Here is a 14,718-nt window from a genome sequence, read left to right on the forward strand (position 1 = left end):
TCTCCTTACTTTTTAGTAGAGCATTCTGTAAACAAAAAGATTTCCCATCACTTTACGTACATAGTTTCTCGTCTCATTATAGGGAATATCTTCCATCCATTCATCAAAGGGGCGCTCTTCCCCCTCTTTTATCCATCGTCCTACAGCCCCGCCTCCAGCGTTATAGGCTGCAATAGCCCATTCAAGTCGTCGGAAACGTTTTTGCAATCGCCCCAGATGGGAAGCACCAAGCAAAATATTAGTTTCAGGCTGCCAAAGATCCACTTTTTCCATCCCCAGGAGTTTCGCCTCTTCTTTGCCTGTAGCTGGCATAAGCTGCATAAGGCCAATGGCCCCAACCCAGCTGTTTACATCTGCATCAAAAGCGCTTTCCTGTTTCATCACTGACCAGATCAAATTCGGCTCCACACCAAATCGTTCTGCTGACTGGAGAACGTGGCCGCGATAAGGGCGAGGATATAAAAAACAGATGCCTTTTTTAGGCAAGGGATTTTTCTTTAAAAGGGCAGAAGCCAATGTCGATGCCGCACTGTAGGCTCCAGGCTCATCTTCAAGCCATTCTGAGAGAATAGCAGCCCGATAATAGGCGGAACTACTTCCTTCTTTCAGAAGTCTCAATCTCGCGTAAAAAACGAACCCCCATTCTTCAAGCTCGCACTTTTCTCTCTCGAGCTCTGACGGGGTTTCTCCAGTAAAGGATGGCCCCCCTGGTGAAGCGAGGAAACTGTATATTGAGAGAGGGTAATCCGAAATAAGCGTATGAAAAAGTTCCTCTGCCTTGCCTTTTTGCTCAAGCTTCTCATACCCTCTGGCAGTCCAATATAAAAGCCGTTCTCTCATGGTGCCGTTGCTCAGTGAAAGGAAGTGCTCCCATATGCGAAGGGCTTCCCGTGTGTTGCCTTTTTTCCAGGCTTGCCAAGCATCGTCCCAAAGAATGGCCTGGGTCCCTTCCGTCATTGCATACTTATCAATGAGTTCTTTTTTAAGAAACTCCTTCTGTTCTTCAGGTACAAGGGTGTAAAGAGAGTAAAGAGCCTTTGGCCGCACTGTAGAATTTCCTCTATCAGCTATGCGCTGCAATGATTCAAGAGTTTTCTCCCTTTCCCCCTGGCCAGCCAGAATTCCCAGACGCCGAACAGAAGATTCTCCATAGCTTTTACCATTCAGAGCCAGCCATTCCCACAATTTCAATGCCTCTTCATACCGCTCAAGGCGGTAAAGGGAAACTGCCCTATAGTAACGGGACTTGAGGCCATCGGCTGAGTCTAGAGGAACCTCTAAAAAAAGGGGGATGGCTTTGGCATATTCTCCCCGCAAATAGGCTGCATACCCAAGGGCGTTTGCGACAGGCCCGCCATAAGGTCTCGGACTCTTTCCAAGGCAGGACAAAGCCTGGCTATTCATAGGTTCAAATTTTAATAGCTGCAGGGCATAGGCCAAATTATCACCTGCCGTCCGTAACAGCTCGTTAAGGGTCTGAATCGTCTGTGCCTGGTTTGTAGCTTTTGTTAGCATTGTTTCAAGCCAACACCTTCGAGTTTCATTATCATCAGAAAGGCGGGAAAGTGCATAGGCTACATAGAAACCCAGTTCTTCCGGAACCTTGTTAAGAAGCCCCTGAGCTCTCTCATATGCTTTCTGTTTTTCACCAGTCCTCTCAAGGGCGAGAACAATCATCATATCCCGATAGGGAACTAATGCGGAGGGGAAATCCGCTTCATCTATTTTCTGAAGAAGAGCAAGGGCCTCCCCCCATCGCTTCTGCAGCCATAGAGCATTCGCCCCTAAGGTCAGTTCTCTTGGAGAAAGGGCCGCATGATCAAGTTTGAGAAATTCGTCTATGGTCTTCCATTCTCTCTTCCAGAAAGCCTCTTCCACAGAAGGGGGCTGAGATGTATCTGGGGAACCAACTGCCATTCCTGCACTTACTGATAGAAAAAGCAATACTATTGCCAGAACATGAAGTTTTCTTATCAACACGTCAATCCTCCTTCCAATCAAGATGGTGGTTTTTCATTATAAATGATGAAAGAACCTCTATCGAAGTAATATTACGTATTTGGCCATAAAAATTTTTATGCAATGTCGAGCTTATCAAATCCTTACAGATGAATTCTATTAGAATTTCGCTATTACAAAAGTTCTATACTTTTACCTATTGGAAGCTCCCTCCTCTCTATGTTAGCATTGACAAAGAAAGAGGGTGACCCTATGAGAAAACACCTTGCCATAAAAATTCTTTCACTCTTTATCGCACTATTGCTTATTGTCGGATCTGCCCATGCAGCCCTATCACCACAAAAGGCAAACCTCGCCTGGGAGCGCATATCTAAGGCTGCTGGGCTCAAGACCGATCCTATTACTATAGAAGACAAAAAAGAACCTAATGCCTGGGTTCGTTTTTCTGGAGACAGTTACTCTGTACATGTTACAACGGGCTTGCTGAAAATTCTCGACACTGAAGACCAGATCGCCGGGATTCTTGCCCATGAAACAGGACATATCAAGCTTAATCATTATGGGAGCACCGTAGGAAGGAACTTGCTCTGGAGTCTTCTTTACAAAAGCCTTAAAGGAAATCAAAGCAACGAACTTTTGGCTGGTCTTGGCATAACTCTTGCCGAGTCGGGATTTAGCCGTGAACAGGAAGTTGAAGCTGATGATTATGGTATTAAATTATCGGTAGAGGCTGGTTATAGTGCCTGGGGACTGGTACAGGCCCTTGAAAAAATGAAAGAAGCGGGATACGAAACATCCCCTAGCGGCTTCAACTCACACCCCCCAACAGAACGCCGCCTGGAACATGCCAGGGCTACTGCCCGAGCCTATAGTCAGAAATAGGGGCGCAATATGTATATTTTATTTCTGGCTAAGGAACATTCTTTTTCCTCGTTCAGTGATATAATTGTTTTGTACTGTCTTGTTTTTTCTTACTTATAACAATGTAGTTTACAATTTATAGCCTTTTACTTCATTGTTTTCAGAATTGATGGACTTTATTAACAAGCCAATGGGGAGGCGATATTGTTGAGTAAGGTTTGGGAAGAAAATTTTAGCTACAACGCTAAGAACGTGAGGCCTTCACCTGTAAGAGAAATGCTTGCGGTTATTAAGCAACCAGGCATGATTTCCTTTGCTGGTGGAATGCCGGCACCAGAAATATTCCCCGTGGACGAATTTTACGAAGGTGTCCATATTTTAAAAGAAGATGGTAAAAATCTTCTTCAATACGGCACCACTGAAGGTTACCCCCCACTGAAAGAGTTTCTCGCAGAATGGACATCACCTCGCATGGGGAAAGTAGCCGCTTTAGACGAAATGCTTATCACCACGGGCTCTCAGCAGGCTCTTGATCTTTTTTCATGGGCAATAATCGACAGAGGAGACTTCGTTATAACGGAAGATCCTACGTATCTTGCCGCGCTATCTACATTCTATAACCATGGGGCGGAATTCCTGGGAGTTCCCTGTGACGGGGAAGGAATGCAAGTGGATCTTCTACCTGAGATCATTGAAAAGGCCCGCAAAGAGGGGAAAAAGGTAAAATTCATTTATACCATTGTTAACTTCCAGAATCCTGGCGGTTCTACTATGACTCTGGAAAGACGAAAGAAACTTGTTGAGATTTCACACAAGTACTCCATTCCCATCTTTGAAGACGATCCGTACGGGTACGTACGATTTGATGGCGAGCATTTGCCTTCTATATTCTCCCTTGACGATGCTGGCGGAGTGATTTATGCCGGCTCTTTCTCGAAGATCCTCTCTCCAGGGAGCCGTATTGGATGGGTTACGGGTTCGAAAGAAATAATTAGAAAGATGACCGTTTTCAAACAAACAGCGGATTTATGCACCAGTACCATTGCCCAGGCCCTTGTAGCCGAATATTGCAGAAACGGTCATCTTGATAAGCATATTCCCGTCATTATCGACAATTATCGCGTTAAAAGAGATGCCATGCAGGAAAGCTTTAAACGCCATTTAGAACCCCTCGGCGTTTCATGGGTTAAGCCGGAAGGTGGCTTCTTCTATTGGCTGAATTTCCCTCAAATCAATACGAAGGATCTTTTCAAAAAAGCGATTGAGAAAAAGGTTGCTTTTGTCATTGGGGAACCCTTCTGCACGAAGCCAGGAAGCGGCATTCATAATGCACGCCTCTGCTACACCTTCCCCTCGCCGGAAGTAACGGAGGAAGGGGTCAAACGTTTAGCTGAAGCAGTGCAAGAGCTTGCTCAAATAGCAACGGTATAAGCTAAGCAGGGGGCGCTAATTAAAGCGCCCCCTTTTGCTCTGTTTACACCTTCGCTTCGAATGAAATGGTCGACGAAGGAATTTTCTGCTTCGGCAAAACCATAAAGAAACTTTTTAGTTTTATTTAAGAGCCGCTTCTCAGAAGCAGCTCTTTTTGTTGTAAGATACTGGCATGGGAGAAATTTCTACCCAAAGCAGGGAGGAGACATCCATGTCAGAAGATATTATTGCCGCTATTTCAACAGCCTGGGGGGAAGCCGGCATTGCCATAGTCAGGCTCTCGGGATTTAATTCACGAGAACTTGCTGATGAGGTAGTGCATGGCATTCGACCTTTGTCAGAAACTCCCCCGCGCGTTTTACGGAATGGATATCTCCTTGATGAAAAGAAAGAACCTATAGATCAGGTTCTTTTCTCGTGGTTTAGGGCCCCTAAAAGTTACACAGGGGAAGAGATGGTTGAAATATCAACTCATGGCGGAACGCTGGTCGCTCAAAAATGCCTGGAGTCCCTTATCGGGAAGGGGGCAAGATTGGCCGAGCCAGGGGAATTTACCCGTCGCGCTTTTCTGAACGGGAAAATTGACCTCTCACAAGCTGAAGCGGTATTAGGCATAATCAGGTCTAAAAGCGAAGAAGCCCTTCGCGCAGCGACACGTACCCTAAGAGGGGAACTTTCCAGCTTTGCAAAGGATATTTATAATGAGATGCTCACAATCTCGTCTTCTATCGAAGTTGGCCTTGATTTTCCCGAAGAAGATATCCCTTTTATAGAAAACGAAGGAGTCGAGTCTGCTCTTTACACTTTGAAACAAGGGCTGGAAGACTTACTGGATCGGTGTAATACTGGTTTTCTCCTTCGGGAAGGAATTCGCGTTGCCCTGGTAGGCCGACCTAACGTGGGAAAATCTTCTCTTCTTAATGCCTTACTCAAGGAATCCAGGGCTATTGTTACAGCCATACCTGGAACTACGAGAGATTTGATCGAAGAAGTTCTTACATACCGCGGCATCCCTATTCGATTGGTTGATACTGCGGGCATTGGCGCCCCTGGAGATGAAATAGAGGCTATGGGAATAGCTCGAGCTGAAAAAGCTATGATGGAGGCTGACGTAAGAATCTGGGTTATTGACGGAAGTGAACCTTTAACCCCTGCAGATCTCGCCCTTGTTCAAAAAATATCGGCAACCAACCATATCGTAACCATTAACAAGGCCGATCTTCCACTCGTTATTTCAGAAGAAATGATAAACGGGCTATTGCCTCAGAGTCCTGTCTTCGTCATCTCGGCAGAAAAAAGAGAAGGAATAGAGGCTTTAAAAGATGCTATTGTCACTAATATTGCCGGTGGGGGAACATTGACATCGGGCCTCAATGCTTCTTCCCGTCAAGTAGAGGAGATTCGCAAAGCTATCCAGGCTCTTGGCCAGGGAATATCTGCCCTTAACGAAGGGATGGGACAAGATGTAGTCGCCGCATGCCTTTATGACGGGCGAACCTGTATGGAGCGACTGCTGGGCCTTTCTGTCGATGACGCCCTTTTGGAAACTATTTTCAGCCAGTTTTGTGTGGGAAAATAGAGCATTATTAAAAAGGGGGCGAAAATGATGGAAAAAAGAGCGAAAACTGAGTATCCGATACACGAACTTCTTTGCAGTCGGTGGAGCCCAAGAGCATTTACAAAGCAGATTCCGAGTAAAGATCAACTTCTATCTCTTTTCGAAGCTGCCCGGTGGGCTCCGTCATGTTACAATGATCAACCCTGGTTTTTCATTATAGCTACAAAGGAAAACATTAAAGAATTTGAGGTCATGCTTTCATGCCTCGTAGAACAGAATCAGGTTTGGGCCCAACATGTTCCTGTCCTTGTAATTGGCATAGCAAGAACGGTCTTTGCACTCAATGGAAAAATAAACCACTATGCCTTCCACGATCTTGGGATGGCCATACAGAACATGGCCCTTCAAGCAACGGCTATGGGGTTAGCTGTTCATCCCATGGCGGGATTTTCCAAATCATGTATACGAAAAACCTATAACATACCGGAAGAATACGATCCCATGACCGCAATAGCGATAGGATATCCTGGAACCCCTGACGAGCTGCCTGAGCTACTAAAACAAGAAGAGCTGGAACCCCGGGAACGGAAAAGGGTTCGTGAATTTGTTTTTACCCGGGCGTGGGGGAAAAAATTTACAGATTAGCCATTACAAACACAAGGAACCTGGTTTGACAACCAGGTTCCTTGTGTTTGTACGTTAAGAACGTTTTTGAATCCATTGGGGCATATCTTCTCCCAGGGCTGGGATACTTAAAAAATCTCCTGACTGGCGAGTCAATTTAAACTTTTTCTCTATTTCCTTAACAACATTTTTCTTTTCATCCATGATCTCTACATGGATGGTGTGGGATTTCCCAACAACAAAAAGAACATCCCGTCCGCCGGCTTTCAGAAAGACTGGCTTTCTTGCCGTGCTTATATTAACTCTTACCCATGGATACGGAGCCAGGTCTTTCCCGTCCATGGTTATGGCTTTGTTATCTATAAGCAAATTGTACCCTTTTCCAGCGTTATAAAGAAATATAGAAAAAATTACAAAAAATATGATCAATCCCACGTTTACTGTCATTCGCCTCATCATAATGCCTCCTGTCTACGCACTGTTAGGCATTTCCACGCAAAGCCCGCCGTGCCCGCTCTTTATCCCGCTGCCGGCGCCATGCATGAAGCACAAGAGCTATTGCAATAATTCCATAGGAAACAAAGACTCTAAAGTACTCACCTAACTGCGCCTCGCCAATGAGATACTTGCCAGCCATAGGCGAAACTACAAACATGAGATGGAAAAGCACAACCCCTAGAAAAACATTGGGAATGGTAGCTTTCGTAACACTCGCTCCTCCAACAAGAAGGGCAGCGATAGCAAACATCCCAGCCTGCTCATGACTGTTATAGGTATTCATGGTACCTATGTTCTGTAAGAAGAGTATCTGTCCGTAACAAGCGAGAACAGTGGATATAACTATAGAAATGATGCGGGTCCGCTCCACAGGGATACCTGCAGAATCGGCAACTTCCATATCCTGCCCCACTGCCCGCATATCCTGCCCCAACTTTGTTTTGCGGAACCATACCACAAAGATACAAAAGACAGCGATGACTAAAAATGTCGCAACAGGAATAGAGACGCCTCCTATGGTGAGTGGAATAAAATTATCGAGGCATTTTCGTATGTTTTCAAGATTGGTTACATTGCGAATGCCGAATCCTCTTGATAGAACAAGATCAGGGCTCTTAATAGGAAAGACACTTCCAAAACCATATAGGACAATAAGCTGGTAGACGCCATTCATGAAAAATCCCAGTATAAAAGATGTTACCATTTCGCGCCCCTTAGCCTTGTTCAGAATCACACCGCACATCCATCCAAGGAAGATAGCCAGCGGAGTTGATATGATCATGGCCAAAAGCATTCCGGGAATGCCCACCACGTTCCAGTCTGTAATAAGAATGAGCCCTATTTCTCCAGCCATCGCCCCTAACACCATACCAAAATTCAGCCCCATGCCTGCCATAATTGGAATAAGAAGGGAAAGGACAAGAAAAGAGTCTCGGGCTAGGCGCACAAGCATCTCCTGTACCAAATATTGGGGTGAGAACCGCGATATTGGAATAGCAACTGCGCTTAGAGCTATGAATATGATTGGAACGGCGTTGCTAATAAGAAAATGGATCAAATTATCCTGAAAAGACGTTTTTTTTGTCATCATGATTTCACTTTCACCGCCCTCGTGAGAGCATACAGAATCATACCGTTGGATACTATGATCCGTATGACTTCTGACATGTCAGTCTCAATGAGGCTATTAATGACCGATGGAGTCATGGTCAGAATGCCTTGAAACAAGATTGTACCAACAACAACATTGAAGATAGACGCTTTGTTTACCGATGCTCCCCCTATGAGAATAGCGGCTACCGCGGGGAAAGCCATGTAAAAAGGCCCCATATACAGCTGTATGAAGCCAAAACTCTGTTCATATATGATGATCCCAATTGCGCCAAGAACAGTAGAGAGGATGACTGAAAGGGTCCTCATTTTATTCACATCCACCCCAGCCGCTTTTGCATATTCAGGATTCGACCCTACAGTGGTCATAGCCGTTCCAACTCTCGTCTTCATGAATAGCCACATTACAAAACACAGAAGTGCGAAAAAGAGAATCATACCTGTGGGGCAATAGAAAAAGTTACCTAACTTAAAAGAAAGTATGTCACTAATGGCTCTGTTCCAGTAGCCATCCACGGAAATAGTGGTTCTCAACCCAGTTCCCGCATACCCCCACACCATGTTCGGGCTTTTATATGGAAGGACAAGCCACATGATACACATAAAAGCAACAGAGGAAAAACCAACGTAGGTAGCGATCATCATTTCGCCACCCTTGACTCTATTGAGCAGCTGTCCATAGAGCCAGCCAAGTACAACCGCTATGGGAGCAGCGATGGCCATGGCTGTGAGCACTCCCATAAGACCTGTTATGCCTATTTCGATACTTGTTACTGCTCCTAAAAGACCGGCAATGATCCCTAGAGGCAAACCGAAATTAAGCCCGCATCCTGCCTGGATCATGGGAACCATGGCCAAAACCATGACCCCATTCATGCCAAAACGGACAAGGGTATCACTGATGGACGTATCTACGCGAACCCTGACAAAGGGTGCCATGACAAAAAGGCCGATGAGGAAAAGGCCTATAATAACTCTGGGCCAACCGGCTTTTTCTACAAAATTTCGTAAGCTATTCATCATACACTCACCTTTTCTGCCCCGTTTTTGATTTCACCAAGCATCAGCAGACCAAACTCTGTAGAGGGGCATGTTGCAGGACGGGTTCCTGCAATTTTCCCTTCATTGACAATAGCAATTCTGTCACATATGGAACGCAGCTCTTCAAGCTCCGAAGAAATCATAACAATTGTTGTTCCCCGTTTTTGGTTATATTCCCTCAAGGTATCAAGAACTACTCTCTTAGCCCCTACATCTATGCCTCGAGTGGGCTCTGAAACAAATAGCAATTTCGGATGGAGAGCAAAGGCCTTTGCTAAACACACCTTCTGCTGATTTCCTCCAGAAAGCTCCTGAACCCGCTGATAATCCCCAGTACATTTAATTTCTAGAGTATCAATATATTTTTTAGTGACTTCCCTGATTGCTTCCTCATCTCGAATCTTAAATAAACCACCTAAAACTGGCTTTAAATATTTTTGCTGCATCTGGAGTGCCGTAAAAATAACATTCCATGAGATGGGTTCTTCAAGAAGGAGTCCCACTCCTCGACGGTCTTCCGATACAGAAGCTATGCCTACAGATAACGGGGATCGGGGATCATTCAATATTATTGGAGTTTCATCAAAGGTGACAGTTCCCCCTGATGGATACATCCCCATAATACCATTGGCTATTCCTAATTTTCCCTGGCCGGCCAATCCTCCGATTCCAAATATTTCCCCTTCTTTTACCGTGAAAGATACGTCACGCACCGTTTCTCCGGGCATATCCACCCAAAGATGCTCTACCTTGAGGATATTACCCGCAAGGGACCTCTCTGTCTCATCCCTGGCAAAGGCTGCCTCAATGCTTCTACCAACCATATGGGTTGCTATTTCCATAACATTCGTTTTGGCCGGCGTTGTTTCATGAACAACCTGCCCATCCCGCAAAACCACTATCTTATCGCAGACATCAATCACTTCATGAAGTCTGTGGGAGATAAAAACAATAGCAATGCCAAGGGCTGCCAACTTGCGCATGGATGCAAGTAGTATCTCGGCCTCTGATTCCGTCAATACAGCCGTTGGCTCATCAAGGACAAGAAGCTGTGTTTTTTTCTTATCGATTTCCCTGGCAATCTCCGTAAATTGCTTATGCCCTACAGGCATTTCTGAAACAAGGGTATCAGGACTTATCACAACATTGAGCTTTTCAATGGCATTTTCTCCCCGTTGTCTCATTTCTTCAGTATTAAGAGTGCGAAGTCTGTCTCCGAAGGATTCCACAAGAAAGTTGTACTGAGTAGATTCTCTGTTTAGAACGATGTTTTCTGCTGCAGTAAATCCTGGAATAAGGGAAAACTCCTGATGGACCATTCCTATTCCCGCATCAAGAGCATCAAAGGGACTTTTAAATTGAGCTTCCTGGCCGTTAATAAAAAACTTGCCTTCGTAACCACCTGTTTCCTGTATTACAGGCATCCCGAAAAGGATGTTCATTAAAGTGGATTTCCCCGCACCATTTTCTCCAACAAGTCCAAGGATTTGTCCCTTCTCGAGGGTGAAACTTACATCTTTTAACACTCTGTTGCCAAAATACGCTTTACCGATATTTTCCATCTTCAATAAGGGTTCAGATAGAGCCATTGCTGTCACCTCTTCACGTCTAAGCCTTCTATTAGAAAATCTCCCCGGAAATAGGAGCAGATATAAAGGGGAGGAAAGTTTCCTCCCCTGAAAAGGCTTGTATCTTTGTTGCTATGCTGTTTCTACGGGGCCCATTATTTAATGGAGAAATATTTCTCCGGTACCTCTACTTCAGTCATTCCAAGGTAACCAAGGCCAAACACGTAAGTATCCTGATAGACAAGGATATGGTTGTTTTTCACTACGCCAGTAGCAATATCGGTGTAAAGGCTTCCGTTCCACTTAGCCCCTGGAGTATATTTTCCGTAACATTCGAAAAGTGCTTCCATATTTTCAACCTCTACAGCACCTTCCAGTACTCTCCTGGCAAATTCGCCAAGGGCAGCAGTGGTAGTATAGCCATAAGAGTATGCCCATGTCCCCATTCTCTTTGCTCCGCCTTTAGCGTCAACTGCCTCTTCCACTCTCTTGAGAATTGCGGGCCAGTCACCCTTCACATCAGATAGTTCAATGCCAAGAGCGCCAGGATATCCCATCAAAGGTGAAGGAAGATCCGCTTCTACAAAATATCCGCCCTCTTCTGCGATCCTCTTCAGCAAGGGTTCTGTATGAGCGTCATTTGTACAGAAGAATGCCGTATCTTTCCCATACTTCTCAAGCCAGGCGGGAACTTTCTCAAGAATAAACTGCTGTGCACCTGCAACTCCCACGTCGCTTGTCGGGTCTGGAGCCGTTTCAAAATGGAAGCCTATGCCAAGATCGTTGCATGCCTCTTCCATAATGTTACGACGGCGAGAAAGAAGCTCATAGCTCATGTGACGAGGGAAGGAAATATGAACAAATTCTTTTGCTCCCATTTTCTTCGCCGCATCTACAATAAGATATCCACGAGCTATATTGTCACAGTTGATGACAAGGTCTGCCGCTGATTCGATAACCCCTGGATCTTCGTGAGCCTCGCCAGCGAAAAGAAGGATATCAGAGCGTTTTTCACGAACTCTTCTGAAGGCCTCTGTTGTTCCTGGAATCGCCTGGTTCACGATGATAGCTTTCATCAGAGGATCGTCTGCCAACCCTGAAATCTGGGCAATAGTGGTTTCCATTTCAACCATGAAATTGTCCGGATAGGTAATGTGCTGGATCATACCGCCATCGCTGACACTGCCGTATTCTTCGATAAGCCGCTCTGCCCCCCGAAGGTCATCTTCGGACTGTGAAACTGTACCAGTGCAAATGCCAATATGGAATGCAGCTTTTTCTGCTGGAGCTTCTGCTGGCTTTTCAGCAGGTGCAGGTGCTTCTGCAGGTTTCTCTTCAGCCGGCTGTTCCGCTGGAGCTTCTGCTGGTGCCTCAGCTGGCTTCTCCGCTGGTGCCGGCTCCGCAGGCTGTTCAGCCTGGGGCTGTGGAGCAGGTGCCTGTTCCTGAGGTTTGTTCCCCATCATCATCCAACCACCTACAGCAACTAAAAGAACAATAACTAAAACGATAAGTTTCTGTTTGTTCATGACGTTACCCCCCACTTTAGATATAAGTCTATACTTTTATTTGAAGACTTCACCATGCCTATTCTATGAATAAAGCATAGAAAAGACAAGAGAATTCTTATCTAAAGTGATCATTTCTTTACCAAAGTAAACAAATTAAATAAAAAATAAACGGGAGGACATTTTTGTCCTCCCGTGGGAAAGGGGAAATTTATTTTTAATGGCACGGCCAGGCCATTCCTCATATGACTCCTCAATTTCTCTTATGACCTCAACCAAACCCATCACTTGGAGTTTTTGCAATAGTTCGCTCCTGATTCACTTTGACAGGATCTGGCTTGTCTTTTTTGTTCTTTAAGTATATTATACACAAAATAAAACACATAACATGGTTCAATAAAACAGTAATAACAAATTTATTAGATACTTTATTGTATTTTTACACAAAGACATAACGAGTAGAACTAAAATTAGGGAGGAACTAAGTGATGCTTGAAAAAATTGCACAAAAAATCGCTTCTTCTACCGCCGAGCTTATAAATATAGACTTGATTATTACTGATGAAAAAGGAATCATTATCGGGGCTAGCGATCCTAGCAGGAAGGGGTCTCTTCATGAACCTTCCCTTGAAGCAATCCAAACAGGAAAGATTTCCATCCAGAGAGAGAACGAAGTTACACATTTAACGGGCGTGAAACCTGGGGTAACTTTACCTATCGAATTTACTGGGAAAAGAATTGGAACCATAGCCCTCACAGGTTCCCCAGCAAGAGTTACCCAATTTGGCCTGCTTGTAAAAAAGCATACAGAGCTGATATTAAGCGAAAAGTTGTTCTCTGAAGTTTTCTTTATTCGAAGCCGGGCTATCCAAACCCTTATGGAGCAAATCGCCTCTTTTAACCCCGAGCGCGATGATGAATCATCATTGTATGTTTCAGCACGCGGACTTGGGTTTGAGCTTCAAATTCCAAGAATTGCCGTAGCAGCGGAATTACTCTATTCCCGACCGGCAGACAAGGTTACAGACGTGGGAACTGCCCCCTATACCCAGATGGACGTGCTCATGGCCATAAGAACAGCCTTTAACCGACCTCAAGACATTTCAACCATGATGGATTCTGACCGCTATGAGATATTAAGGGCCGCTAACTCTTTGCTCAATGAAAAGGAAGTCGTGGAAAGAACTCGAAAAGAATGTGAAGTGCTACAAGGCCTTCTCCAGGAGAAAGGGCTACATATTGTCATTGGCATTGGATCTCTTGCTCAAAACCTGTCAAGGCTCCCAGCTTCCCATCGCGACGCCTGGAAAGCCGTTACTATAGGGAAAAATATTTATCAAAAACCGGGGATCTATTCTATCGGAGACATGATGCTTGAAGATCTCCTGACTACAGCGAGCCGCGATGTTGCCGAACGTTACAGAAATTCCCATTTAGCTCCTTTGAGGAAAGCTTCCGACAGTCAGGAGCTCATTCATACCTTTCGGGTCTGGTGCGAGCACCGTTTTAGCCCAAGCGCTGCTGCTCAAGCTCTCAACATCCATAAAAACACGCTCAACTACAGGATCAATAAAATTGAGTCTATCTGCGGGCTTGATTCTCAGAATTTCAAAGAGATATTTTCTCTTTATACAGCAATCATTATCCACGAACTTTCTGATAGGGGTGACAGTCAGCTCTTTTTGCGATAATTAACGATACTTACTCCTGTCAAAACCAGTCCCCCGCCAATGATACTAGACAGAAGAAGGGGTTCTCCAAGGAATATCCAAGCCACAGCTACAGCTACAATAGGACTGATATAGAGAAATACCCCAACTTCTGAGGCGGGAAGTAATTTTAAAGCATCGTACCAAAAAACATAGGCAAGAGCGGAACAAAAGACTCCAAGAAAAAGTGTGCTTCCCCAGCCCGCCATATCCAGCTTTGAAATTTCTCTGACACCCTGAAACAGAAAGGGGATCGACGAAAAAAACCAGCCGGATAAAATGACATAGAACATGGCCAAGGCTGGGGGAATGGTTTTAAGCGCCTTTCTGGAAAAAACAGAGAAAAGAGCCCAGGTGAAAGCAGAACAAACCACGAGCAATTCCCCGAAACTGTAATTGCCCTCTTTCAGAAAGGCTAAATTCCCTTTTGAAAGAATAAAAAGCACACCAAAGGCAGCCATGATAATTCCCAAAGATTGTCTTTGGACGAGTTTTTCTTTAAGTAAAAAAGCACTGAGCAATGCGATGATAACGGGGGTGCAGGCTATGATAAGCGCGGATATTCCAGCAGCTGCTGTGCGAAGGCCCCATGCTTGGATGTAATTATGCAGAAAAACCCCAAAGAAACCCAGAAAGCACAGCTCTGTCATTTGATGGAGGGGAAGGAGCTGGAGCCTCTTTTTCAGAAAAAGGACTAGCCCAAGTACAGCTGCCCCAATTCCAAAACGAAGCCACAAAACAGCTACTGGAGAAACCCGAGATACAGCTATTTTAGTAGCTGTATAAGACCCTCCCCAAAATAGAACCGCAAGAAGCACCTTAAGTCGCGGATGGGTAGAAGATGTCACTTATAG

General features: G+C 45.0%; 12 protein-coding genes. 5 read left to right on the top strand and 7 right to left on the bottom strand.

The annotated features are described in order from the left end of the window. Positions 1-12: 12 nt before the first annotated feature. Positions 13-1,980: a transglycosylase SLT domain-containing protein gene (locus BUC50_RS00495; RefSeq protein WP_273015099.1), complete on the bottom strand. Its 1,968-nt coding sequence runs from the start codon at positions 1,978-1,980 to the stop codon at positions 13-15. Positions 1,981-2,211: 231 nt separating this feature from the next. Between BUC50_RS00495 and BUC50_RS00500 the strand changes: the two genes are divergently transcribed. The 4 genes from BUC50_RS00500 to BUC50_RS00515 all read left to right on the top strand — a co-directional run bounded on the left by BUC50_RS00500 (position 2,212) and on the right by BUC50_RS00515 (position 6,454). Further along, positions 2,212-2,841 (top strand): M48 family metallopeptidase, encoded by a 630-nt coding sequence (locus tag BUC50_RS00500; protein ID WP_013047774.1) that lies wholly within the window; start codon positions 2,212-2,214, stop codon positions 2,839-2,841. A 186-nt stretch (positions 2,842-3,027) separates the two neighbouring features. Continuing rightward, positions 3,028-4,251 (top strand): aminotransferase-like domain-containing protein, encoded by a 1,224-nt coding sequence (locus BUC50_RS00505; protein ID WP_013047773.1) that lies wholly within the window; start codon positions 3,028-3,030, stop codon positions 4,249-4,251. A gap of 211 nt (positions 4,252-4,462) precedes the next feature. Further along, positions 4,463-5,830: a tRNA uridine-5-carboxymethylaminomethyl(34) synthesis GTPase MnmE gene (gene mnmE, locus BUC50_RS00510; RefSeq protein ID WP_013047772.1), complete on the top strand. Its 1,368-nt coding sequence runs from the start codon at positions 4,463-4,465 to the stop codon at positions 5,828-5,830. Between the two features lie 24 nt (positions 5,831-5,854). Then, on the top strand, positions 5,855-6,454 hold the full coding sequence (locus BUC50_RS00515; RefSeq protein WP_013047771.1) for a nitroreductase family protein: 600 nt from the start codon (positions 5,855-5,857) through the stop codon (positions 6,452-6,454). 54 nt (positions 6,455-6,508) lie between these two features. Here BUC50_RS00515 and BUC50_RS00520 read toward each other — a convergent pair whose 3' ends face one another. The 5 genes from BUC50_RS00520 to BUC50_RS00540 all read right to left on the bottom strand — a co-directional run bounded on the left by BUC50_RS00520 (position 6,509) and on the right by BUC50_RS00540 (position 12,176). Next, entirely contained in the window at positions 6,509-6,889 is a 381-nt protein-coding gene (locus tag BUC50_RS00520; RefSeq protein ID WP_013047770.1) for a DUF6672 family protein, read from the bottom strand. Positions 6,890-6,914: 25 nt separating this feature from the next. After that, positions 6,915-8,018: an ABC transporter permease gene (locus tag BUC50_RS00525; RefSeq protein ID WP_041459465.1), complete on the bottom strand. Its 1,104-nt coding sequence runs from the start codon at positions 8,016-8,018 to the stop codon at positions 6,915-6,917. Next, positions 8,018-9,061, bottom strand: a complete 1,044-nt coding sequence (locus BUC50_RS00530) for an ABC transporter permease subunit (protein ID WP_041459464.1) — start codon at positions 9,059-9,061, stop codon at positions 8,018-8,020. The genes BUC50_RS00525 and BUC50_RS00530 overlap by 1 nt, the downstream gene beginning before the upstream one ends. Beyond that, the gene (locus BUC50_RS00535) at positions 9,061-10,671 is read right to left on the bottom strand and encodes a sugar ABC transporter ATP-binding protein (RefSeq protein WP_013047767.1); all 1,611 of its coding nucleotides are present in this window, start codon (positions 10,669-10,671) and stop codon (positions 9,061-9,063) included. The genes BUC50_RS00530 and BUC50_RS00535 overlap by 1 nt, the downstream gene beginning before the upstream one ends. A gap of 134 nt (positions 10,672-10,805) precedes the next feature. After that, positions 10,806-12,176 carry a DUF3798 domain-containing protein gene (locus tag BUC50_RS00540; protein WP_013047766.1) on the bottom strand — a complete coding sequence of 457 codons (1,371 nt, stop codon included), beginning with the start codon at positions 12,174-12,176 and terminating at the stop codon, positions 10,806-10,808. 467 nt (positions 12,177-12,643) lie between these two features. On the opposite strand from BUC50_RS00540, the gene BUC50_RS00545 reads away from it, so the two are divergent. Continuing rightward, positions 12,644-13,846: a CdaR family transcriptional regulator gene (locus tag BUC50_RS00545; protein ID WP_013047764.1), complete on the top strand. Its 1,203-nt coding sequence runs from the start codon at positions 12,644-12,646 to the stop codon at positions 13,844-13,846. Here BUC50_RS00545 and BUC50_RS00550 read toward each other — a convergent pair. After that, positions 13,828-14,712, bottom strand: a complete 885-nt coding sequence (locus BUC50_RS00550) for a DMT family transporter (protein ID WP_013047763.1) — start codon at positions 14,710-14,712, stop codon at positions 13,828-13,830. The two genes, BUC50_RS00545 and BUC50_RS00550, sit on opposite strands and share 19 nt — an antisense overlap. Positions 14,713-14,718 lie beyond the last annotated feature (6 nt).

Origin of the sequence: Aminobacterium sp. EBM-42 (genome assembly GCF_001896635.1) — a bacterium.
Taxonomy (GTDB): Bacteria; Synergistota; Synergistia; order Synergistales; family Aminobacteriaceae; genus Aminobacterium; species Aminobacterium colombiense.

Excerpts from the sequence above, each read along its gene's own strand:
- BUC50_RS00500 (WP_013047774.1), top strand. The coding sequence starts at position 2,212 with ATGAGAAAACACCTTGCCATAAAAATTCTTTCACTCTTTATCGCACTA.
- mnmE (WP_013047772.1), top strand. The coding sequence starts at position 4,463 with ATGTCAGAAGATATTATTGCCGCTATTTCAACAGCCTGGGGGGAAGCC.
- BUC50_RS00515 (WP_013047771.1), top strand. The coding sequence starts at position 5,855 with ATGATGGAAAAAAGAGCGAAAACTGAGTATCCGATACACGAACTTCTT.
- BUC50_RS00520 (WP_013047770.1), bottom strand. The coding sequence starts at position 6,889 with ATGAGGCGAATGACAGTAAACGTGGGATTGATCATATTTTTTGTAATT.
- BUC50_RS00525 (WP_041459465.1), bottom strand. The coding sequence starts at position 8,018 with ATGACAAAAAAAACGTCTTTTCAGGATAATTTGATCCATTTTCTTATT.
- BUC50_RS00530 (WP_041459464.1), bottom strand. The coding sequence starts at position 9,061 with ATGAATAGCTTACGAAATTTTGTAGAAAAAGCCGGTTGGCCCAGAGTT.
- BUC50_RS00535 (WP_013047767.1), bottom strand. The coding sequence starts at position 10,671 with ATGGCTCTATCTGAACCCTTATTGAAGATGGAAAATATCGGTAAAGCG.
- BUC50_RS00540 (WP_013047766.1), bottom strand. The coding sequence starts at position 12,176 with ATGAACAAACAGAAACTTATCGTTTTAGTTATTGTTCTTTTAGTTGCT.
- BUC50_RS00545 (WP_013047764.1), top strand. The coding sequence starts at position 12,644 with ATGCTTGAAAAAATTGCACAAAAAATCGCTTCTTCTACCGCCGAGCTT.